The organism is Paenibacillus sp. AN1007 (assembly GCF_040702995.1).
Lineage (GTDB): Bacteria > Bacillota > Bacilli > Paenibacillales > Paenibacillaceae > Paenibacillus.
On record NZ_CP159992.1, the window covers coordinates 2,169,674 to 2,191,612 of the forward strand.

Sequence of the window (21,939 nt, forward strand, 5' to 3'; positions counted from 1 at the left end):
TCTACAGGGATCGAGCAGGTATGAACCTTTAGGTCAGGGTTTGTGTTAGAATAGGAGCAGTGGATTCTGAAGAATCGTAAATACAGCTCCATCTTAGAGGCATGCGAGCCTTTCGGGTGGTTGAGAAAGGTGGAACCCACTTGCGTTCGCAATGGAAAAAAATCGCGCAGACAGCACTGCTGTCTATAGGTATCATCATTTTGCTGGCAGCTTGCAGCAAAACGGAACAGCCGCCGGCTGCAGAACCTCCGGACCAACAGGAGGATGGTGGGAACATTGGTCAGACACTCACCGTTGTACCCCCGACTAACAATAATGCTGAATCGACGGAGATGGCCAAATATCAAATTCAGACTCGTTTAACCGATTTTCAGCTGATTAATGATAACGGCGGATTGGCCTGGGGAGTTACACGTAATGCACTTCGACTGTATTATACTCAGGACCAAGGAAAAACGTGGATTAATATCTCGCCCTCAGAGAATGTGCAGTTCCCGGCTAATCCGAAGTATGGAGAAAGCATTTATTTTGTAGATCGTATGCATGGCTGGATTGTGCGAGAAGGAATGGGAGGCACAGATACCATTGTACTTCGTACCAATAACGGTGGCGTAAGCTGGAGTCTGTCGTCACTGTCCAAAACAGATAAAGTGACAGGCATATCCTTTGCTTCTCCTGAGAAGGGCTGGGTGCTGACAACGCTGGATACCGGAATCGGCAAACAGGATAAAAATCTATATCGTACAGAAGATGGGGGAATGACCTGGGAGCGAATGACTTCCAGCGATGAGAAGAATAAAACGACAACGGGAGAAATCTCAAGAAGAGGTTATACCACCGGCATGACCTTCGCGGATTCGAAACATGGCTTTCTGAGTGCCATCGAATTTAGTACACCCAAGCTGTATGTAACATCCGATGGCGGCGAGCAGTGGCGGATTAATTCCACCTTTTTCGACCGAGATAAGTTCAGTGCATGCGGTAACTTCAGTATTAGTGCTCCTCAATTTTTTGGACGTGAAGCCAAGTCCGCCTGGATGTCCATGTCTTGTGCTCGCGGAGAGAGTACGACATTCAGCGGTTTCTTTACTGCAGATGGCGGGGCAAGCTGGAAGCAGTACACGTTTGGTTTGGACAAACAATCAGGCATAAACCGCAATCTGGCACCTGTATTTTTGAGTCCGACAGAGGGCTGGGCAATGCAGAAGGGTGTTATGTATTATACGAAGGATACAGGAAAAACGTGGAAATCTTATGCTGCGAGCAGTGTTCTGCAGAAGATTTTCAAAGACTATCCTGAAATTGTGAAAATGCAGATGGTATCGCCGAAGCTCGGATGGATCTTGGTGGAGAATACAGATGCCAAACGATCGCTGCTGCTTCAAACGGTAGATGGGGGACAACAGTGGAAAGTGCTCTAGTCTGATGTCTGCTATGAGCTTATGAATATATTATACATCCATGCTTATGTCCAGTATGAAAGGTAAAGGGAAGATCTCTGAGAAGATTTTCCCTTTATTTTTATTTTATTTTTTCAATACATTGTGAAATTAATCACAAATAAATCATGCAGATGATGTTATATTTAACTCAAGAAGAAAAGGAGTGATGAAAATGAGAACCAACGGTCAAACTCAATTCACGCAGGCGGAAGAATTAACCAGATATATGCTCCACTTATGCTACACATGTGATGATGCCAATCGCTGCACAACCGAGGAAGCCGTAAGAGCCTGCATGGCTGCACATGCGGAGACAGAAGAGCCGGAACAGGCAGAAGGCGCAGATGTAACCCGAGGATTCATGGACATGATGTATGCTTAGTAGACAAATTCGAGCTAAAAAGGCTGTTATATCAACCAATTACCCCCGAAAGGGGGTTTTCTTTTTGCAAAAAAATCACATAAAAATTCACACATCCTGCGGTACCCTCATATTCAATACTTCAGCAAAGTGCTTTTTAAATTTTTGGTCAGCAATTCTTCTGCATTTTTGGAGTAACATGAATGTATATTCCGAGAGTTATTTTCTCATCTCCGTGACCTAATCTTTGCATAAGGTTTTTAAGTCAACACCTGCTTCAGCAAGCATACTAATGTAAGTATGTCTGAAAATATGGGGACTGAGGCCACTGTTGCAATCAGCACATACGTTCGCTTTTTATTGTGGAAGAAAAGCCCCGAAGGGCTTAACTGTTGTTTGTTTATTATTGAACTTTTTGAACTGTAGAAACAGCCAACATGATAGCATTGGTAGTCCCACCACTTATATTGTTAAAGGAATAGACAGCTGTAGGAACACCGCGCATAGTTACAGTATCACGATCAAGAATATCACCAGTTGAATTGTTGTAGTAACCTATTAATGAGTTACCGTTCTCGTCCAAAATATGTATAGACGCAACCGTACCAAAATCCGTTTCTTCCTCTTGTACTTGTACAACACTACCCGTTACTTTGACCATCTTATCGGTATATGGTGCAATATTTTTAAAAAGATGTCTTGACGTAATTTTGCTATCAACTTCTTTAGCTGCTGCTTTTTTTGTTTCTGCTGTGATGGCTGGGAATAGATCCGCGTGTTTCACAAGATAATCGTATGTTTTTTGATCTACAGAACCACCTTCAACAAGATTAGGAACGACCGTGCTCATCAATTCTGCAGTAACAGCAGTTTTTTGTTCCGGAGCACTTGCTGCGGTTGTTTGAACTTCAGGCTCTTTCTCTTCAGCAGCTTCTTTTTCAGCAAGTTCTTTCTTCAAAGCCTCAGCTTCTTCTTTTAACTTTTGGTTCTCAGCTTCAATTTCTTGCTGCTTAGTATCTGTTTGACTAGCTGGGGAAGCATTATCTTTGGAATCTCCGCAGCCTGACAAAACTGCTACAAGTGCAAACATCATTGTGAACAAAACTACTTTTTTCATTTTCTTTTCTCTTCTCTTTTCTAAGCTCCATCGGCTGGAGAATTTGCTTGAACATCTATGTATATATATGAACATCACAGCGTAAAAAAGTTATACGTAGTGATGGAGCTGCTAAATTGCAAGATAATGTTGATAATAGTCAGGAGATATCATAGGGGTTGTTACTGGTTGGGATTAATCCATAATAAAAGTAGCAGAAAGGTATTAGATCTACTTCAAGAAATCTTGAAGTTTTTTTCTGAATCGATTGTTCGCATAATCACTCAGCTGACTTTCAGGAATTCCAGTGATTATGTGAACCATTCGTTGAGTTATGCCTATTTGTTTGTAGAATTTCTTGAGTTGGCAACGATCCGGTTCGTACCGCATCACTCTGCTCCTCTTAGTTAGCATCACCAGATAGTTCTACTGCATTGAGAAATTTTGCTGCTTCATTTGTAAATTTAAAGAAGGCTCTCTTTCATAACATACTTATTGCATTTTCACTGAGCTTGAATATTTTCGCAAGCTTTTTTTGCGTCAAATTGTTTTCTGTGCGAATTGTACGTAACTTTTGCCCAAAAGGGGCCATTAAAATTTATCACCTACTCACAATAATAACACAGTACACTTTAAAAATAATTAAACAACACAGAATGTGTAAGTAATTTATGAAGATATAAAAAAGGGGTGTGACGTTGTGCAAAATCTTTTATCTCAATTTCGGGTGATACTTAATGTGAATAAATGGGAGAGACACGACCACCAAATATGAACTCCAGTAATTAAAATAAAAAAATCATTTTAAAAACACAAAAATAAAATCTAAAAGGAATGTCATATGTTGTCGATATAACTAAAGCGAGCATTCGCTGTAATTTATATCGGAGGGAACTAATTATGTACATCATGAAAGAACTAACCAAAAAACTGGCATCATCCATTATGGTGCTGACCTTGATGCTGTCAAGTTCAGGTGGAATGGCTTTTGCAACGCCGCAGCCTGATCAAGACACTCAAGTTTCAGTAACGTCTACTGAAGACGATTCAACAAACATGCCCTCGGATACCCCTGAAGACACATCGACTCCGCCTAGTGACGGAGAGCAAACGAATGCTTCATTGATTGCAAACGACGATATCCTTCCATCTACGATTAAGGGTAAAAATTATGTTCAGATATTATTTTCCGATCTTTTAAAAAATGATACTGCTATTCCCAGCGAGGGCAGCAATGAACTCAGCGTTATTGGGTTTAGTGATGCAGTAGGCGGAGAAGTAAAGCAATATGGTCAAATGTTTGATTTTGTACCTGATAAAAGTTTTTCGGGAACTGCTTCATTTAAATATATAATTAGTGATGGGCTTCAGACATCGACAGCATCAGTCAGTTTTGAGGTGATGCCTAGAACAACCGTAACTACTGTAACAAGTTCACCCAATTCGTCAAAACAAGGTGAGATGGTACGGATACAAGTGAGAATTGAATCTGATCCTAGAACAACTGGAGATTTACACGGTACACTTATCCTGAAAGATGATAATAAAGAATTAGCAAATCTCACAGTAAATCCGCATGGTATTTCTAACGGTTACACATTAGTGAACTATGAGACCAGCAGTTTAATTATTGGAGATCATCCTCTTACTGCTGAATATAACGGGGATGCTTTGTTTGAACCAAGCACTACAACTAAAGCATATATCCATGTCGTAACTGATGGCAGTGTGCCGAAACCTGCACCAATGCCTGACCCTACGCCAGCACCGACGCCGACACCAGGGCCGTCACCGACACCAGGGCCGTCACCGACACCAGCACCGACGCCGACACCAGAGCCGTCACCGACACCAGCACCGACGCTGACACCGGCACCAACACCGACGCCAGCACCAGCACCAACGCCAGCACCAGCACCGACGCCAGAAGAGGCTGCAGACAAATTCTTTAAAAAGACGGTATTTAAACCAGGTATTGATATTACGCTGACTCTGGAATCCAAAATCAAAGAGGCTCAAAAAAACAAAAGTATGGTATCAGCTCCGAAAGATACAAAAAATCATTGGGCTGAACAAACGATAGATGTCTTCACGAAACTGAACATCATTAAAGGTTACGAAGACAGTTCGATTCGGCCGGATCAAAATATGTCACGTGGGGAGTTTGTGGCAATTCTTTCTCGCATTTTTGAGGTTGAAGGAACAAACAAAGTTACTCTAAAAGATGTAAAAGGACATTGGGCTGAAGAGGCTATCTTACAATTTTCGAGAGCCGGAATTATATCTGGAAACAACAGTGGGACATTCCTGCCTAACAAATCAATAACTCGGGAACAAATGATCGTGATTTTATCAAGAATTGTTGACTTTCAAGAAGTCAATCAAAACTCTAATAAAGTCCAATCGGATGCCTTCCAAATGGCCGCGGAAGCAGGATTAATGAATCGCGATAAGCAGGGAGATTTAAATCTGCATGGAACAGCTTCGAGGGCAGAAGCGCTGCAGCTGATTCTGAACACACTCAAGCTTAACTCTAAAATTAAAACGATGCTGGAACTGCTGTAAATAGTCAAAACACAGTATACACACCGCCTTGAATAAGGCGGTGTTTCTTGTATCTTGTACTAAAAGTATTGTAGGTTTAACCAAGTAGGTAGACATTTATTGACGAAAGGATAATATATGTGATAGCTTCGTTTTAAATGGAAGATGAAGGAACGTATGAGCGGTGACTAGAAAGAAGGAAACCATATGGCTAAGTTAGGAATTATCCGGCATGGCGTAACCGACTGGAATGATCAATACAGGGCACAAGGACACACAGATATCCCGCTCAATGCAGAAGGACGAAGACAGGCGCAGCTGCTCTCAAACCGGATCGGTTCTGAGCAGTGGCATGTCATTTATTCAAGTGACCTGTCAAGAGCGCTGGAAACGGCAGCAATTATTGGTGAAGCTAATTCAATCGAAATTCGAGTGGATGAGCGATTGCGAGAAATGGACTGTGGACAGATTGAAGGTACAACAGAGCAGGAACGTGTCGATCGGTGGGGATACGGCTGGTCGAAGTTGGATCTTGGTATCGAGTCACAGCAATCCATTGTAAATAGAGGCAGACAGTGTCTGGCTGATCTGGCTGACCGCCATTCGAATCAGAACATATTAGTGGTGAGTCACGGGGCATTTCTCAGCTTCACGTTGAGAAGACTTCTTTCTCATATAGATATCACAGAAAATCTGTCTAACACGTCGGTAACCCTTCTGCACAGTGGGCAGCCTTGGTGGGATTGCTCCTTATATAACTGTACGAAACATTTATCAGCATTGTAAGAGCTGCGGGCAAGTTTCGATTCAAGCAGGCAGCAAATAGAGTTTAAGATTGTAAAGTTTATGATTTCATAGGTTCTTGCTAAAGAAGATATAAGTACATACGGAAGGGTGTCAAACTATGCAGATCGAAGATATTCCGTCCGAAATATTGGGGCAGATCGGTAATGTGAGGCATGTCATTTTACCGCGACAGGGACATACGTCTACTGTGGCTGTTCTGGATACATTCGATCGGAAATATGTGATTAAAAAAACGGAGCATGAACTCTACAATGAATGGCTATCGGATGAGTACAGAGCACTTCAGGTTCTAGAAGGCACAGGCCTGCCTGTTCCGAAAACGCATTCATTTTACGCGGATCAGCAATCCAGATGGCTGTTGATGGATCATCTGGAAGGAATCTCATTGAGGCAGTATCTTGCCAGTGATCCAGACCGCATGAACAGGGAGAGAGCCATTGCCAGCTTCGGACACAGCCTTAAACAGCTGCATGAATATCCGTGCCCCATGGAATGGCGGCAATCTGACCAAGATTGGCTTGACAGCATGCTCATCAAAGCAGCGAATAATCTGGCTCATTACTCCGTGGATGGAACTGAGGAACTGCTGTCCTCTTTGAGAAAGAATAGACCTAGTTCGGTCCAGCCGACCTTAATTCACGGGGATTTTACTATGGATAACGTGATCGTCCGTGACGGTGAAGTAATTGGAATTATCGACTGGGCCGGAGCTTCCTGCGGTGATCCCCGATATGACGTCGCTTTAGCCACGCGGCCTAAAGCGAATGCATTTGAGGATCAGTGGGACAAAGAGATCTTCTATGATGCCTATGGTAGGTTACGATTGACAGACGAAGAATATCGTTACTTCGAAGACGGGATATATAACTTTTTTTAAAATGTATAGAGGTAGGGCAGGAATGAATTTATGAAATTTCCGATAGTCGTTGTAGATTTGGATGGAACACTTTTGAAAGCCAACAAAGAAGTATCTGAGCGCAGCATCAAAGCCATTTTGAATTGTGCCAGCCGTGGTCTGAAATTTATATTTGCAACGGCGCGTCCGCCGAGGGCAGTGAAGGTTTTTTTACCGAAGCCCCTGCTTAAACTGGGGTCATTTGTTTATTACAATGGCGCATATATCGACTGTATACATACTGGTAATAACATTCATAAGGCGATTACACCTGCGCTGACTGCTGAAGTTCTGGATTATTGTCTGGCTTGCAATCCGGATCTGGACATCAGTTTAGAAGTGAGAGACGAATGGATGAGTTTGAAGCCTTATGATGCAGGGACGATGATGAATGTAAAAGGGCAGCCGATCGTCAGATCGTTGACGGAACTTAAGCAGCAGGAGGCATCCAAAATTCTGTTTACAGGAAATCTGGGCAGGGCTGCTTTTCAAAAAAGGTTTGAAGCAAAATTAAATATTTTGGTCACAGACGCAGGAGAACTTACGCAGGTCTCGGCGCTAAACGCTTCCAAAGAAGAGGCTGTTTCGCTAATATGTGACGCCATGGGAGCTTCGCTGCAGGATGTCATGGTGTTTGGGGATGATGTCAACGATATCGGTTTGTTTGATCGGTGCGGCTGGCCAGTCGCGATGGGAAATGCCATTGAAGCGCTCAAATGCAGAGCCAAAGAGATCACAGATACGAACGAACATGATGGAGTCGCTATCATTTTGGAGAGGCTGTGTCGTTAATGCTTAAACGAAAAGGGGAGGTTCAGCGCCATGAACTACATCATAAGACAAGCTGTGCTGCAGGACCTACCAGGGCTTTGTTCTGTCAGGAACAATGAGAAGTTATTTCGCTCATATTTGAATCAGCAGGAGAATAACAAAGTTATATTAGTGGCTGCAGCAGCAGAGGATATAGATCACGTTATTCTGGGGTTTGGTTTGCTTAAACTGCATGGTATGCAGGTCCCCAAATTAAGTGATTTGTACGTTAAGGAGGAGTTTCGCGGTCAAGGTGCTGGATCAGCAATGATAAAGTATAGAGAGAAGTGTGCCATAGGACTGGGGTTTAACGAAATATTTGTAAGCGTTGATCCTGTCGAAAATCCCAAAATGATTAAACTTATCACTTCTCACGGCTATCAGGCCATCACAGAACCGTATACGAAAGAGGCGGTCTACTACAATGAAGATGGTTCAGGCTATAAGAAAACGTACATACGAGTTGATCTGAAAAAACAGCTGCTGTAGTCTAATGACTTTACTAAGACATGTTCCTTAACTGAATTCCTCATTGTCTGAATAGATTACGAATGAATGTAATTATATAAGGGTGGTGCATGTATGGAACTCAAAATAAAAAATCTGATGAATGACCGCATTCTGGACGAAGCCGCGGCTAAATTTGGACTTAACTTGGGAGATGTTACTTCCATCGGTGGTTTTCAGAATTTCGTCTATGAATATATGAAAAAGGACAGGCCGTATATTCTCCGATTAACCCATAGTTCGCATCGAACCATCGACTCCGTATGCGGAGAAGTAGAGTGGGTGCAGTATTTGCATAATCACGGTTTATCTGTGAGTAAGCCTGTACCCTCTGTACAGAACAGCTTGGCCGAGGTACTGCATATGAAAGATTTCTATTTTACAGCTGTATCTTTCGAGAAAGCTCCCGGTCAGAAGATATTTTACCCCGAGTGCATGAACAATGATACGCTTGCGGAGAAATGCGGTGAGATCACAGGTCAGCTGCATCAGCTCTCTCGAAGCTTTGAACCCAGTAGTGAGGCATACACACGCCATGATTGGACGAAGAATTCGTATCTATCAACTATGAAAAAGTTCATTCCGGCTGATCAAGTCAACGTGTTTGAGAGTGCTGAGAGACTTATAAGACAGATTCATACTTTGAAAAAGGGTACTGCCTACGGCCTAATTCACGGTGATATTAATGTAGGTAACTTCCTGATAGATGAGAAGTGTTTAACTCTATTTGATTTTGATGAATGTCAGTACAGCTGGTACATAGAAGATATCGCTATTCAGATTTTTTACATGGTCTATGTAGTGCTCGATGATTCCATCCAAGAGCGTAACATGCAGGCGCGCAGATTTCTAAAGCATTTTCTCAAAGGTTATGAACGCTATAGCAAGGTGCATGAAGAATCTTTGCGGCAGCTTCATTTGTTTCTCAGATTAAGAGAATTCATCGTGTATGTCGGGATGTATCGCAGCTTTGATTTAGAACATTTGGATGACTGGACGGTAACCTATTTGAGCGAAAGCCGTGAAAGGCTGGAGAAAGGTATCCCGATTGTAGATGAGCTGTACTGAGATTGATAGAGAGGGGAGGGAGAGTGGAAATGCTGCGAGCTCATCTTCAAGCCGCTTACGTTAGAGGACGCGAGAGACATCACAGGCTGGCAGTACGAAGAGCCGTACACGCTGTACAGCTTTTCAAATTCAGATGAAGAGATTTTTGAATTAACGAGTGGAGATTATTTTTCGGCTGTAGATGATGAGAGAGGTACGGTTGGGTACCTGTGTTATGGCGGGGCAGCATGCGTCCCTGGCGGATTAGATGCTGGCATCTACGATGATAAAGAATACCTGGATATTGGACTTGGGTTAAAACCATCCCTGACAGGCAAAAGATTTGGGCTGCCTTTTTTGATACAAAGTCTGAAGTTCCTTGAAAAACAATGTGGTACTTCGAAGTTTCAACTCGTGGTCGCGACATTTAATCAACGTGCAATCCGAGTATATGAGCAGGCAGGGTTCAGGAGACAGCAGGAATTTGTTAGTGGAACAAACCAAGGAGCGATAGGGTTTATCCATATGAGGCTGGATACAGAAGGTATCATACAGACTAAAAATAATAGAATAGATAAGGTTCATCGTGCAGTTCGCGACATGTCTAATGAAGGCTTTTTAGGTCAAGAGGACGTATGGCTGCAGCTTGCAGGCGTCTCCAACTTCGCTTCTTTGCTTGCTGCTCGGAGAGGTAAGGATCGGGAGTTGGCTGCGATCACGGGTTTGCTTCACGGATGTTACCTCTATAGAACGGGAATGAAAGACTTTTCTGGACCTAACAGTGCAGATTCCGCAAGGCAGCTGCTTCGGGAGCTGCAGTTATTCAGTCAGGAAGAGCTATGTATCATACTGCAATCTATTTTTTATCAAGAGCAGTATGAGCAGATTCATGGACCGTATGAAGAGATTCTAAAAGATGCTGTTCTGATACAAAAAGTTTCCTCTCCTGGGGAAGCGCTCGTAAACCGAACAGAGAAAGACAGATTACATCATGTAATGCAGGAGCTTGGCATGACACATGAGGATTATGCTGCGGATTCAGAAGCTGACAATGAAGATTTGCAGGATGATTCGGAGGGAAGACGGACACTTCTTGCTGATTATGCAGAAAAGCTGGCTAAACAAGAGATTATCGGCATTCCAGAGGATGAACGCTTTCGGGAAATTTGCAAGTATTGGCCGGATACAGATATATACGCCGTTCTTAAAGCGAATTGGTGCGCAGCATTTGTGTATCATTGCTGTATGCAGGTGGGGATTAAACTGCCCATTCGTTATCCGAATCATACCTATCGACTAGCTGGAGTAGGGGCTTGGCTGGACTGGTCCAGATCATCTGAGACGGGATTTTTCCATAATGATCGAGAAGGCGGCTTTAAGCCAGGTCGTGGTGATTTGGTTATATATGAAAAGCTTCTGTCTGATGACTCACATGATCACATTGGCATTGTTTTGTCCTGCGAAGATGATTATTTGCTCGTCGCTGAAGGAAATGTCGATAATCAAAACTACTCGGGGATCATTAATCGATCCAGAGAACGTTGTATTCTCGGGTATATTCGAATCAGCGACGATTACCGATTTCATTTTCAAGGGGAATACAGTCCGTTCTAACAATGCTAACCGACGGAAGAGTGAATGATGTTTAAACATGCATTAGATGAAACGAATTCGGCCTACATATCGCTGTTTACTTCCAATGATGCGGCAGCGTTATTTCAACTCATTGATCGCAACAGGAAGCATCTCGGAGCCTGGCTCCGAATTCCTGGTATGACAGTAACAGAAGAGGATTCAAAAGGTTTCATTGAACGCACTCGTCTGCGTTACGCGAGAGAGGAAGGCTATTGGTTAGGGATTTGGTTCCGAGGTGAGCTGAGAGATTATGAGTTTTTGAATGGAAGATTTCTACATAGGGTGATGTATGGCCTAAGAGCTGAAGAATGGAAACGATCCATAGTACAGCAAAGGTAGGGTGGTTGAAATGTTAGGTTGGCTTTATCGGATATTGTTATTTCCCTCTCCAGCGATCAATTTTTCCGCTACTGAGATGGAGGCTTATGAGAAATTAGCCTTAAAAACAACGGAAGACGGCCTGATTGAATATAACTTGCCTTATGCTAAGTTTCGATTCTTAACTTATTTATCTTTACAAGGACTTTATGTATTTCACGGGTCAAATCACACCGCTATACATACCTTTGAACCACGAGAACAGACCTTATTTAACGGCCGATGGACCAATGCTGTTTTTGCTTCTTCCGATCCACACTGGCCGATGTTCTACGCTATTCTCAACCGCAGCAGACTGAAGGGCAGCTTTCGTAACGGATGCATTCTGGGACGCAGACAAAAATATCATTTCTATTCCCTTAATCAATCTACGATATCCAACGATCCCTGGACAGAAGGAATGGTCTATCTCCTGCCCAGGGAGCTGTTTAGTACACCAAAACCAGGGCTAATATCGTTCGATGAATGGATCTGTCATGATCCTGTCGTTCCTATCGCCAAGTTGAGGGTCAGCAAAGAGGATTTTTATTACCACAACAAAGTTGCAGCGCATAACGACGGAGAGCCATTGTTCAAAACATGGCTTTTCTATAAAGCAAGAACAACAGGAGGAAAAATAAAATGAGTAAACGACCTTTATTTGTAATTACAGGTGCGAGCGGTACTGGAAAAACAACGGTATCATCGCATGTTCGCCAGCTTTTGCCTGAATTTGACGTCTTTGATATGGATATCATCGATAACGTAGATTGGCAGATTGCCAAGGAGAACTGGCTGCGCGTTGCTTACAGCATATCATTAAGCGGGAGAGGTACTATTTTATGCGGCACAATGGTACCTGAAAATATTGCATCCTCCAAATATATTGATCAATTCGATCAGATTCACTACGTGAACCTGCACTGTGATGATCACGTACGCGAGGCCCGGTTACAAGCAAGAGGTTGGAACGAAGATGCGATTGAGGACCACCGTAACTTTGCGAACTGGCTGCTGCAGCATGCGGATACCGCCTTTAATCCGGCCATGCCGACAATCGATACAACGGATCTGTCTTCCGAAGAGGCGGCAAAACAAATCGAGCGGTGGGTTAGACAGAACTGGAAGTGAGCTGTATGTGGGAAACTTATAATCTTTGGGAAAAAGTAAAAAAAAGTGAACCGTATAGATGGAGGTAGGAGGCTCTGATGTTACCCTTTCAAGTGAATGATTCAATTGAGTTAAAATTAATTCAATCTCAAGATCGAGATGAGTTATATGCCTTAATTGATAAGAACAGAGCAGTTTTAAGAGAGTGGCTGCTTTGGGTTGATCGCCGGCAATCTCCTGACGATTTAGACGCTGTCATACAAGTCTGGTCACGTAATTACGAAGAGAGAAATGGTTTTGACGCGGGAGTCTGGTTCAATAAAACATTGGTTGGCATGTTGGGTTTACACTACATAGATTGGAAAAATAAAGCGACAAGCATTGGATACTTTTTATCGGAATCCGCACAAGGAAAAGGAATCATTACGACTTCCATTGAGAAATTGATTCCGTATTTGTTTAACGATCTGAAGTTAAATCGAATTATCATCCAATGTGCAGAGAGTAACATCAAAAGCAGAGCCATACCAGAGAAGATCGGATTTATAAGCGAAGGTACGTCCAGACAGGCTCAGTGGTTATACGATCACTATGAAAACATTGTGACGTACAGCTTGTTGTCCAGTGACTGGCAGGAAGGAATTTCGAGATGATACTTAATATTGTGCTGTGGCTGGTCATCATCTGGTTAATTTATCACTATTTTAGCATTCCGAAGAAAGATTACATCAACAGCGTGAATACACCTGCTTCATTTTTCATTACGTCTCCAAACAGGACCGAGGTACAAAAAAATGTGGAATGTGCTGCCTTTTCCAGTGCGTTTGTATTGAGGCATTTTGGCATCGAGTCAGATGGCAATCAGCTGTATCGAACGTATCCGCGAAAACTATTGGATGGCACCTTTTATCCCAAAGCGATCACTGTTTTTTTCAAAAAGCTGGGGTACCCGGCTGCGTATCTGCGCGGTGATGTACATACGTTAAGAAAGCAGATCAGCCGCGGTGTGCCTGTCATTCTATTTATCAAGGTCCATCCGGATAAGAGATTTCAGCACTTTGTGCCGGTCGTGGGATATGATGAAACTCATTTTTATCTGGCCGAGTCCCTGGATTTCAAGCGCAATTGTGACGAAGCACATTACAACCGAAAGATTAGCGTAAGCGAGCTGGAGTCATTGTGGAAAACATGGCTTCCTTTCAGTCGAAACTCCTATATGGTTATTGAGCCTAAACCTGATTCTCTAGGTCAATCTGCGTAAAGAGACTCCTTAAAGAATCAACATGAAGAATCGTTAAAGGCTCGCCTTCTTCAATAAACGATGTAAATATTTCAGCAGGTTAACAAGTTCTGTGTTCGTCTGCATATACATTACAGAAGACGGGTCAAGACTCCGGCTGTCCGAAGTGTATGAACGGAGGGGAGAGACATGGGCATTGAATCATCCTGGATGTTTGATTTGTTTGGAACCGTCTTTCCGGTGGCATTTGTCCTGATTCTGGGTATCGTGCTGTTATCAATGGGGAAAGAAGTATGGAGGTGGGGGCGCAACAATGCAGAGCCTCTGCTGACCGTACACTCACGAATTACCAGCAGACGGGTAAAGGTGAGTCAGTCAGATTCCAGTAGTGCGGCTGCCGCACGATCATTGTATTATGTCACCTTTGAAGTGGAGAGCGGCGATCGGTTGGAATTCAAAGTAAATGGTGAAGAGTACGGCATGTGCGCAGAGGGAGATGAAGGACGGCTATCGTTCAAGGGAACCCGGTATATTGGATTTGAACGAACCAATCGTCTGTATACCGAACGTCTGCGTGGTTAAACGTGGAACAGCTTACGTCCAAGTGGCGTGAGCTTTTTTTGTGAGCTAATAATCAAATATCACAGGCTCGCCTTCATTGTTGGTCAAGACTGAATTAAACCGACATATGGGCTTCTTCTGCCCAATTAGTCTGTTTCTTACTAAAAATCCGCTAGGTTTTTAATTGAAATGGTTGTTCGTCCACGCATCTGTTCATCTCTATACGTACGTTAAACTATGTCTATAGGGAGGTGTCCATACGGTGAGTCATTCAGAAATGAAGAAACGTTGGAAGAAAAAAAGGGGAATGGTCTACCCTTGTAAAGTCAAATGTAAAGCCAAAAAAAATGGGCGCAGAACGAAGATTATCAGAAAAATGGTGCAGGTAAAATGCCCTCCGCCTGAAGTGAATATTTCGACGCCTACTGTTATTGGGCCAACAGGGGCGCAAGGCCTTCAGGGTATACCGGGAATTCAAGGTATTCAGGGGAATCGTGGTACTCAGGGGGCAACCGGCCCAACCGGACCTGCAGGTGGCCCACCTGGACCACAAGGTCCGCAAGGACAGCCTGGTCCTGCCGGCGCGGTTGGTGCCCAAGGTCCTGTAGGGCCTGCTGGTCCTGCAGGGGCACAAGGGATTCCGGGAGAAGCTGGCAGTGTGGGGCCTCAAGGCCCGCAAGGGAATCCAGGACCCGCTGGTGCAATCGGACCCCAAGGTGTCCCAGGTCCAACTGGGGCGACAGGGGCAGCAGGTCCAACTGGAGCGACAGGTGCCGCCGGTGCCGCAGGAGCAGCAGGTCCAACTGGAGCGACAGGTGCCATAGGTGCTGCAGGAGCAGCAGGTCCAACTGGAGCGACAGGTGCCGCCGGTGCCGTAGGAGCAGTAGGTCCAACTGGAGCGACAGGTGTCGCCGGTGCCACTGGAGCAACCGGAGCAACCGGGGGTGTGCTGGGCTTTGCAGACTTTTTTGCACTGATGCCACCTGACAATGCGACCACAGTTGCCCCGGGTACGGATGTTAGCTTTCCACAGGATGGCCCTACAAGTGGAACTACAATTGCACGCACAGGTGTCAGCTCATTCAACTTGGCAGCGATTGGTACGTACCAGATTTTATTCCAAGTAAGCATTGATGAAGCGGGTCAGCTAATTCTAACGCTCAATGGAGCAGACTTGGCTGCTACTGTCGTCGGGAGAGCAACGGGAACCTCTCAGATTGTCGGTATCGCTCTGGTACAGACCACCGTTATTAATTCCATCCTCACCGTGCGAAATCCGGCAGGTAACGCAACTGCATTGACAATTACTCCGTTGGCAGGCGGAACCAGACCTGTATCGGCGCATCTGGTCATCACCCAATTGGCATAATTAAACGAATACATGCTGCCAATCCAGCGAGGTTTCCAAATCTCTGTGCTTCACATCGAACAGCTTGCGCCTGATGACGCGAGCTTTTTTCCATCGTTTGCGGGACAAGCGTTTCTTAAGGGGGAGATCGTGTTTGTATATAGGTATGGGGCAATGGAAATCCATGAATAATGTAATAAACTATAGTCATAACCAGACTGAACAAACCAATATATCAAACACAGAGATCATACCAGAGGAGGAAACCACGATGTCATTTACAGATCAGGTTGTTGTTGTAACGGGTGCTGCACAGGGGATCGGTCGAAGTGTTGCTGAAGCATACGCAGTCGCCGGTGCGAAAGTTGTGCTTGCCGATGTCCAGGAAGCCGAGGGGGCAGCGGCGGCGGCTTCAATACGCAATGAAGGCGGTGAAGCCATCTTTGTACATTGTGATGTGCGGAAGGAGCAGGATATTCTGCAGTTATTTGATATCGCAGTCAAAGAATTCAAGCAGATTAACGTATTGGTAAATAATGCTGGCGTGTCCAGATGGAAGTCGCCCTATGAGCTGTCCGTGGATGAATGGGACGATGTGCTCCATACCAACGTGAGAAGCTGTTTTCTGGCAAGTCGGGAGGCGGCCCGGTATATGAAAAAAAATGAACATGGCGGCGCCATCGTAAATATGGCTTCTACTCGTGCACTGATGTCTGAGCCGGATAGCGAGGCATATGCCGCCTCCAAAGGTGCAATTACTGCCCTGACTCATGCTATGGCAGTCTCACTTGGCAAAGACCAAATTCGGGTCAATTGTATCAGTCCCGGCTGGATTGAGACCGGAGATGTGTCCAAACTCAAAGCTGAAGACCATGCGCAGCATCCATCCGGCCGGGTTGGCGTGCCATCGGATATATCAAGAGCCTGTCTGTATTTGTCCGACCCTGCTAATACATTTGTCACTGGGACTAATCTCGTAATTGACGGCGGCATGACCCGAAAAATGATATATGAGGACTAGAACCGGGACGTTGACCCGAAGCAGCTCTAGCGAGATTCCTCGGAAGTGAAATAAGCCCAAGTTAAGCACTTGGGCTTATTTGTTTTTGATAAGTCGGTTGCTATAATGAATGTGATTTTACAACAGAACAGAATGGAGGGAGTATATGTTCGGGAAAACATCCCGGAAGGTATTTTGGCTGTTATTACTGATCGGAGGAATGATAATGATCGGGATCAAGTCACCTGCTCAAGCTGATGACGTGGATATACGGGCAGCCTGGGTATGGCAGGCACAGTCTGTTAAGAGTGCAGGAGATGAGCTGCTGACAAATGCGGCTGAACATAAGATTAACCGGCTGTATGTGAACGTAGACATGACAATATCCAAAGAGGTATACCGGACTTTTATTGCCAAAGCGAGTCGTGAAGGAATTGCGATTGAGGCACTGGGCGGTGATCCTTCCTGGGGTGTCGAAGGCCGTGAAGGTCCTATGCTTCGATTAGTTTCATGGGTAAAAGATTATAATCAGGCGGTGGAGCCGGAAGAACGGTTCGATGCAGTCCACCTGGATGTCAAACCATACGTGCTTCCTGCATGGAAGGAAGACGCTAAACCTTTGGTGCAGTCCTGGATCAGCAATATGAAGCTGGTATTGGATCAGTCCAAGCAGGAAGGTGGAATAGCTGTGCATGTCGATTTGCCTTTCTGGCTTGATTCTTACACAGTCAAGGGCAGCCGAACGGCAGATGATGCAGATAACGAAGCACTGTCACACTGGTTTATTCGAAACATGGATCATGTGACGCTGCTCGCTTACCGTGATAATGCACAAGGAAGTAACGGAATTATTCGTCTGACGGAACAGGAAATGCAGTGGGCAGACGCAAGTGGTACTCGTGTTACTGTTGGGGTGAACACCAAGCCGATGCCCGGTGAAGAGTTTACCAGTTTTGCGGGTAAAAGTTCTTCACAGCTGGAAAGTGCACTGCAGGAGGTTGCTGCTGCATTCCGGGAGCACAAGTCTTATGCCGGTACAGCTGTACATGATCTAACGTATTGGGGAGAACTGGAGCCAGAAGAACAGCCGATGCCTGAGAAACCTGTGAACCCGCCTGCGAGTTCACCTGGCATTCGCGGCACCTACATCTGGGAGGCTTCGCAGGTGACGGATGATGGAGGCGACCACATACTGGCCTTCGCCAAGGAACAGCAGATCAATTGGTTATACGTGCGCCTTGATCTGGATCAGCCTTACTCCAGCTACCGCAGCTTTGTAAAAAGAGCAAAAGCCCAGGGAATCGAAGTCCATGCGATGGGCGGACATCCAATCTGGGGTAAAAAAGAAAATCGTCCTCGCATCAAACGGCTGATTGATTATGTGAAAAACTATAACGCCGAAGTGGAAGCAGATGAGAGGTTTGAGGGTATTCATCTGGATATCGAGCCGTATACACTCCCCGAATGGCAAGCTAATCGGGATACCCTACTGACCGAGTGGGCGTCGAACATTGCCTATTTCCAGGAGGAGACCAAGAAGGACAGCAGCCTTGAAACCAGTGCGGATCTCGCAGTGTGGCTGGATACTTTTCCGCTGCCGGGCAGGGATGTCTCTGTGACTGAATTTATGATTGACACGCTTGATCATGTATCTCTGATGGCATTTCGCAACACCGCAGAAGGCTCCAACGGAATAGCTGCCGTGGTAAGTCAGGAAATGGAGATCGCAGACCGTCTGGGCAAACCTCTGCTCATTTCTGTGGAAATGAAAGAAAACTTTGAAGGCACACATATTTCATTTCATGAAAAAGGAGCTGATGAAATGGAGAGCCAGCTGAGCAGGCTTCCAGATCTGCTCTCCAAGTATAAGGCATATAAAGGCAATCTGGTCCATGCTTATGATTACTGGATTGAAGCCAAACGTTAACGGATTTTAGGAATATAGAACACGCAGCTGGGATCGCGATGTGATCAAAAGAGGCTCAAAAAGAGGTTGATGAAATCGCCCGGGACTTCACTTTATGTGAGGTTCCGGGCTTTTTTTATGGAAAAAATCTGGAATAGTGTCACCGAATAGGCTCCTGCACAATACGATGTACGGTGATGAACAGCTGCTGTAAAGGAGGGAACAGGCGATGGCAGTAATTAAGACTAACTCGGAAGACGTCAAGCTCTTGGCGAGACTGATGAGGGCAGAGGCCGAAGGTGATGGAGAGCAGGGCATGCTGCTGGTTGGGAATGTCGGCGTGAATCGTGTGCTGGCGGACTGTCTGGATTTTGGCAATATCCGTGACATGAATCGCATGGTCTTTCAGAATCCTGGGGGGTTCGAGTCCACACAGAAGGGATACTTCTATCAGCGGGCAAGACAATCCGAGATTCGGTTGGCGCAGCGTGTCATTAACGGGGAACGTTTCTGGCCGGCAAGCAACTCGTTATGGTTTTTCAGACCGGTTGGCGACTGCCCGGCGACGTGGTATAACCAGCCCAATACGGGACGTTTCAAAGCGCATTGTTTCTTTAGCCCGACAGGTGAAGACTGTCCGGACGTCTACTAAGGGGTTAACAACATTTTTATATTCAGGGAGGAATTATTATGATTAATCAGCCTTATCAACCAACTCAAACTATGGGTCAGCAAGCAAATGCAGTAATGAGTGCACAAGCGAATTCTCAAGTTCAGGGAACGTCTTACAAAATCGGCAACAGCATGCCGTCGATGTCTCCAACACCAGGCATGGTATCGCCAAGCTCCACCAGTGTACCTCCGCTGGTATCCAGCGGAAGTCCAATGACACCGACAGGTACAGTGATTTCTACAACAGCTCCGCAATTTGAGCAGTCGTACATCGAGAATATTCTGCGTTTGAACCTGGGTAAATTCGGTACATTTTACATGACATACGAAGGAAACAAGGAATGGAACGCTCGCATATTCCAAGGCATTATCGAAGCAGCTGGACGTGACCACATCATTATCAGTGATCCTAAAACCGGCAGAAGAATTATGCTGCTGATGGTTAACTTCGACTATGCAACGTTTGATGAGCCGCTGCTGTATCAATATCCAGGCGTTGTGGGCAACTTCCCGCAAGCACCCAGCAGACTTTAATTGGTTAAGAATTTCCCATGTTATCTGACATAAGGCCTGCCGGCCAACACATACGGTAATCCGGGCTGTCCTGAATGCAGTGGAATTTGCAGACAGGGCAGCTTTTGCAATATATATTAGAAACTAAAGTAAAGTCGAAAATAAAAGTAACCTGAACAAGAATTTACGGCACTTACATATGAAAAAGAAAAAAAGGTGAGCGTCAGCTCAAACAGATCAGACAGCTGAAGATGACAGAAGAAAGGAGTCACGGAGTTGAAATCTTGGATTGAAGGAGCATTAAAGGGAGAACCGGAAGCTTATGAGCAGCTGGTGGCCCATTACCGCGGGATGGCACTTGCTGTAGCCTATCAACGGCTGCAGGATGTGTATACAGCAGAAGATGTCGTGCAGGAAGCTTTTGCAGAGGCATTCAGCAATCTGGTCAAACTCGAGAAGCCGGAGGCTTTCCCTGGATGGTTTAAAGTTATTGTGGAAAGACAGTGTTATCGCTGGTTGAGAAGCAGGAGGCATGCAGTTGTCCCTATTCAGGAAATAGAGCATGTATTTCTTGAAGAAGATCAGGCGCGTGATCCGGAAGCCCAGGCGATACAGAAGGAACTGAAGCAGACGCTGCACAGTTCCATTGCCAAACTGCCCTCGTCGATGCAAATTGTCGTTGATTTATTTTATTTTCAAGGCTGCACGCTGAAAGAAATATCCGATTTCCTTGGGGTGAACGTACCGGCGTTAAAGAAAAGATTGTTTGATGCCCGAGCTAAACTTAAACGTTCCATACCTGTGCGAAATCTGGCATCCATGTTTAACGAGCTGTATGAGGGAGGAAAAAGTATGCTGCATATTATGAATGGAGACCACGCCGCTAATCGGCTGCGGGAGAGCGGTATCCAGGGAGATATCGTTGTGTGGCGTGAACTGTACACCTACGGCCCTGTAACAACGGATATGGCCGACCGGAAAGCAAGGCAGCATCGAGCATTTGTGCTGGAAGACGAGCTGGGCATACCGCAGCAGGAGTATTTGCAGATCGAAGCTCTGGAGAACAAGCTTCGTTCACTGCAGCCGGATCAAGAGGTCGTACTGTGGTTTGAGCATGATCTGTATGACCAAACGATGTTGAGCTATCTGCTGCACTTATGGAGCAGTAAAACCTTTCAGAAGTTCAAGCTGCATTTGCTGTGTATTGATTCTTTTCCGGAGGTAGAGGATTTCAGAGGGCTGGCACAGCTCACCGCTGCTCAAATGCAGACCTTGTCCGGAACATGGCATGTAATCCAAGATGAGGAGATTCAGGCGGGAAGAGCGTTCTGGAAAGCTTATTCTTCGTCAGACATTTGTCATCACGAGCAGTATATGAAACATGCTTCTGATGCACTTCCTTTTGCCCGTACTGCGTTTCAGGCTCATCTGTCCCGTCTGCCATCCAGTACGAACGGCTTGGGCTGCATTGAGCAGGTAACACTGGAAACGATAAGAGCTGGTGTGGATCGTCCATATGCCCTGTTTCAAAAGGTAGGAGACAAGCTGTCTATTCTCGGGATGGGTGATCTCGAATATTGGGCACATCTAAGAAGAATGTCGACAGGGAAGTATCCGCTCGTCCGGATGACTGGGGCAGCGGATTTGCCAAAGTACAATCAGCATAATCAGGCTTTTCGCGAAGCCGAACTTTCTTTAACGGAACTGGGAGCGCGTGTATGCGGCGGTGAAGAGAATTGGAACAGCTGGAGAGAGGACGAATATTGGTCCGGCGGCCTGCATATCAGGAAAGGTAAAGTTTAAGATCAAATGTAATCATGTGCAGGGTGTGACAAAATGCATATCGTATACCTTGAACATCTCTATAGGAGAATTGGACAAGAACGTCCATTCTCCTATTTTCTTTTGTTTAGTAAATGTAAAAAAAACAGCGCAATTGCTGCCTTTGTAAATGAATTGTACCGATTTGGCCTTTAGGTGTCATAGGACACGGATTGACTGTGTAGTGTAGAATTATATAATAAAAGAAGCATATGCTTGTTATTCGAGGATAAACGGCAGGAGGTGGAAGCATTGGGAAGTTGAAAC

22 protein-coding genes are annotated in these 21,939 nt (G+C 45.1%); 21 read left to right on the forward strand and 1 reads right to left on the reverse strand.

Features of this window, described 5'->3' with window-relative positions:
* The first annotated feature begins 140 nt into the window (after window positions 1–140).
* Both ABXS70_RS09905 and ABXS70_RS09910 read left to right on the forward strand, forming a co-directional pair.
* Window positions 141–1,421, forward strand: a complete 1,281-nt coding sequence (locus tag ABXS70_RS09905) for a hypothetical protein (protein ID WP_366295534.1) — start codon at window positions 141–143, stop codon at window positions 1,419–1,421.
* A 193-nt stretch (window positions 1,422–1,614) separates the two neighbouring features.
* Window positions 1,615–1,824 (forward strand): hypothetical protein, encoded by a 210-nt coding sequence (locus ABXS70_RS09910; protein WP_342551377.1) that lies wholly within the window; start codon window positions 1,615–1,617, stop codon window positions 1,822–1,824.
* Between the two features lie 382 nt (window positions 1,825–2,206).
* Here the strand turns inward: ABXS70_RS09910 and ABXS70_RS09915 are convergent, their stop codons facing one another.
* Window positions 2,207–2,920, reverse strand: a complete 714-nt coding sequence (locus tag ABXS70_RS09915; RefSeq protein WP_366295536.1) for a hypothetical protein — start codon at window positions 2,918–2,920, stop codon at window positions 2,207–2,209.
* 879 nt (window positions 2,921–3,799) lie between these two features.
* Between ABXS70_RS09915 and ABXS70_RS09920 the strand changes: the two genes are divergently transcribed.
* From ABXS70_RS09920 to ABXS70_RS10010, 19 genes are all read left to right on the forward strand, one after another.
* Complete coding sequence (locus tag ABXS70_RS09920) at window positions 3,800–5,464, forward strand: S-layer homology domain-containing protein (protein ID WP_366295538.1); 1,665 nt, start codon at window positions 3,800–3,802, stop codon at window positions 5,462–5,464.
* 186 nt (window positions 5,465–5,650) lie between these two features.
* On the forward strand, window positions 5,651–6,229 hold the full coding sequence (locus ABXS70_RS09925; RefSeq protein ID WP_366295540.1) for a histidine phosphatase family protein: 579 nt from the start codon (window positions 5,651–5,653) through the stop codon (window positions 6,227–6,229).
* A gap of 118 nt (window positions 6,230–6,347) precedes the next feature.
* Window positions 6,348–7,127 carry a phosphotransferase gene (locus tag ABXS70_RS09930; RefSeq protein ID WP_342551372.1) on the forward strand — a complete coding sequence of 260 codons (780 nt, stop codon included), beginning with the start codon at window positions 6,348–6,350 and terminating at the stop codon, window positions 7,125–7,127.
* Window positions 7,128–7,157: 30 nt separating this feature from the next.
* Window positions 7,158–7,937: an HAD family hydrolase gene (locus tag ABXS70_RS09935; protein ID WP_342551371.1), complete on the forward strand. Its 780-nt coding sequence runs from the start codon at window positions 7,158–7,160 to the stop codon at window positions 7,935–7,937.
* A gap of 30 nt (window positions 7,938–7,967) precedes the next feature.
* Window positions 7,968–8,444, forward strand: a complete 477-nt coding sequence (locus tag ABXS70_RS09940) for a GNAT family N-acetyltransferase (RefSeq protein ID WP_366295542.1) — start codon at window positions 7,968–7,970, stop codon at window positions 8,442–8,444.
* A 93-nt stretch (window positions 8,445–8,537) separates the two neighbouring features.
* On the forward strand, window positions 8,538–9,530 hold the full coding sequence (locus tag ABXS70_RS09945; protein ID WP_342551369.1) for a phosphotransferase: 993 nt from the start codon (window positions 8,538–8,540) through the stop codon (window positions 9,528–9,530).
* A gap of 504 nt (window positions 9,531–10,034) precedes the next feature.
* Window positions 10,035–11,123 (forward strand): CHAP domain-containing protein, encoded by a 1,089-nt coding sequence (locus ABXS70_RS09950; protein ID WP_366295544.1) that lies wholly within the window; start codon window positions 10,035–10,037, stop codon window positions 11,121–11,123.
* Window positions 11,124–11,147: 24 nt separating this feature from the next.
* Entirely contained in the window at window positions 11,148–11,483 is a 336-nt protein-coding gene (locus tag ABXS70_RS09955) for a hypothetical protein (RefSeq protein ID WP_366295546.1), read from the forward strand.
* Window positions 11,484–11,493: 10 nt separating this feature from the next.
* Entirely contained in the window at window positions 11,494–12,147 is a 654-nt protein-coding gene (locus tag ABXS70_RS09960) for a hypothetical protein (RefSeq protein ID WP_366295547.1), read from the forward strand.
* Window positions 12,144–12,632, forward strand: a complete 489-nt coding sequence (locus tag ABXS70_RS09965) for an AAA family ATPase (RefSeq protein ID WP_366295548.1) — start codon at window positions 12,144–12,146, stop codon at window positions 12,630–12,632. The genes ABXS70_RS09960 and ABXS70_RS09965 overlap by 4 nt, the downstream gene beginning before the upstream one ends.
* A gap of 77 nt (window positions 12,633–12,709) precedes the next feature.
* Window positions 12,710–13,264, forward strand: coding sequence for a GNAT family protein (locus ABXS70_RS09970; protein ID WP_342551364.1), 555 nt, complete (start codon window positions 12,710–12,712; stop codon window positions 13,262–13,264).
* Window positions 13,261–13,872, forward strand: a complete 612-nt coding sequence (locus ABXS70_RS09975) for a C39 family peptidase (protein WP_342551363.1) — start codon at window positions 13,261–13,263, stop codon at window positions 13,870–13,872. The genes ABXS70_RS09970 and ABXS70_RS09975 overlap by 4 nt, the downstream gene beginning before the upstream one ends.
* A 168-nt stretch (window positions 13,873–14,040) precedes the next feature.
* The gene (locus ABXS70_RS09980) at window positions 14,041–14,433 is read left to right on the forward strand and encodes a DUF2500 domain-containing protein (RefSeq protein ID WP_342551362.1); all 393 of its coding nucleotides are present in this window, start codon (window positions 14,041–14,043) and stop codon (window positions 14,431–14,433) included.
* Between the two features lie 241 nt (window positions 14,434–14,674).
* Window positions 14,675–15,781, forward strand: a complete 1,107-nt coding sequence (locus ABXS70_RS09985) for a collagen-like protein (RefSeq protein WP_366295551.1) — start codon at window positions 14,675–14,677, stop codon at window positions 15,779–15,781.
* A gap of 250 nt (window positions 15,782–16,031) precedes the next feature.
* On the forward strand, window positions 16,032–16,781 hold the full coding sequence (locus ABXS70_RS09990; RefSeq protein ID WP_342551360.1) for a glucose 1-dehydrogenase: 750 nt from the start codon (window positions 16,032–16,034) through the stop codon (window positions 16,779–16,781).
* 205 nt (window positions 16,782–16,986) lie between these two features.
* Complete coding sequence (locus ABXS70_RS09995; protein WP_342551359.1) at window positions 16,987–18,687, forward strand: hypothetical protein; 1,701 nt, start codon at window positions 16,987–16,989, stop codon at window positions 18,685–18,687.
* Window positions 18,688–18,895: 208 nt separating this feature from the next.
* A complete protein-coding gene (locus ABXS70_RS10000; RefSeq protein WP_251503986.1) occupies window positions 18,896–19,318 on the forward strand; it encodes a cell wall hydrolase in 423 nt (140 codons plus the stop codon).
* Between the two features lie 152 nt (window positions 19,319–19,470).
* Window positions 19,471–19,872 carry a spore coat protein GerQ gene (gerQ, locus tag ABXS70_RS10005; protein ID WP_342556359.1) on the forward strand — a complete coding sequence of 134 codons (402 nt, stop codon included), beginning with the start codon at window positions 19,471–19,473 and terminating at the stop codon, window positions 19,870–19,872.
* Window positions 19,873–20,127: 255 nt separating this feature from the next.
* Window positions 20,128–21,654: a sigma-70 family RNA polymerase sigma factor gene (locus tag ABXS70_RS10010; protein WP_342551358.1), complete on the forward strand. Its 1,527-nt coding sequence runs from the start codon at window positions 20,128–20,130 to the stop codon at window positions 21,652–21,654.
* Window positions 21,655–21,939: the final 285 nt, after the last annotated feature.

Bases quoted from the DNA above. Each gene is read 5' to 3' on its own strand.
- ABXS70_RS09990 (WP_342551360.1), top strand. From the start codon at position 16,032: ATGTCATTTACAGATCAGGTTGTTGTTGTAACGGGTGCTGCACAGGGG.
- ABXS70_RS09930 (WP_342551372.1), top strand. From the start codon at position 6,348: ATGCAGATCGAAGATATTCCGTCCGAAATATTGGGGCAGATCGGTAAT.
- ABXS70_RS09945 (WP_342551369.1), top strand. From the start codon at position 8,538: ATGGAACTCAAAATAAAAAATCTGATGAATGACCGCATTCTGGACGAA.
- ABXS70_RS09940 (WP_366295542.1), top strand. From the start codon at position 7,968: ATGAACTACATCATAAGACAAGCTGTGCTGCAGGACCTACCAGGGCTT.
- ABXS70_RS09955 (WP_366295546.1), top strand. From the start codon at position 11,148: ATGATGTTTAAACATGCATTAGATGAAACGAATTCGGCCTACATATCG.
- ABXS70_RS09950 (WP_366295544.1), top strand. From the start codon at position 10,035: ATGAGGCTGGATACAGAAGGTATCATACAGACTAAAAATAATAGAATA.
- ABXS70_RS10000 (WP_251503986.1), top strand. From the start codon at position 18,896: ATGGCAGTAATTAAGACTAACTCGGAAGACGTCAAGCTCTTGGCGAGA.
- ABXS70_RS09965 (WP_366295548.1), top strand. From the start codon at position 12,144: ATGAGTAAACGACCTTTATTTGTAATTACAGGTGCGAGCGGTACTGGA.
- ABXS70_RS09915 (WP_366295536.1), bottom strand. From the start codon at position 2,920: ATGAAAAAAGTAGTTTTGTTCACAATGATGTTTGCACTTGTAGCAGTT.
- ABXS70_RS09910 (WP_342551377.1), top strand. From the start codon at position 1,615: ATGAGAACCAACGGTCAAACTCAATTCACGCAGGCGGAAGAATTAACC.
- ABXS70_RS09995 (WP_342551359.1), top strand. From the start codon at position 16,987: ATGATCGGGATCAAGTCACCTGCTCAAGCTGATGACGTGGATATACGG.
- ABXS70_RS09935 (WP_342551371.1), top strand. From the start codon at position 7,158: ATGAAATTTCCGATAGTCGTTGTAGATTTGGATGGAACACTTTTGAAA.
- ABXS70_RS09920 (WP_366295538.1), top strand. From the start codon at position 3,800: ATGTACATCATGAAAGAACTAACCAAAAAACTGGCATCATCCATTATG.
- ABXS70_RS09970 (WP_342551364.1), top strand. From the start codon at position 12,710: ATGTTACCCTTTCAAGTGAATGATTCAATTGAGTTAAAATTAATTCAA.
- ABXS70_RS09925 (WP_366295540.1), top strand. From the start codon at position 5,651: ATGGCTAAGTTAGGAATTATCCGGCATGGCGTAACCGACTGGAATGAT.
- ABXS70_RS09980 (WP_342551362.1), top strand. From the start codon at position 14,041: ATGGGCATTGAATCATCCTGGATGTTTGATTTGTTTGGAACCGTCTTT.
- ABXS70_RS09975 (WP_342551363.1), top strand. From the start codon at position 13,261: ATGATACTTAATATTGTGCTGTGGCTGGTCATCATCTGGTTAATTTAT.
- gerQ (WP_342556359.1), top strand. From the start codon at position 19,471: ATGCCGTCGATGTCTCCAACACCAGGCATGGTATCGCCAAGCTCCACC.
- ABXS70_RS09960 (WP_366295547.1), top strand. From the start codon at position 11,494: ATGTTAGGTTGGCTTTATCGGATATTGTTATTTCCCTCTCCAGCGATC.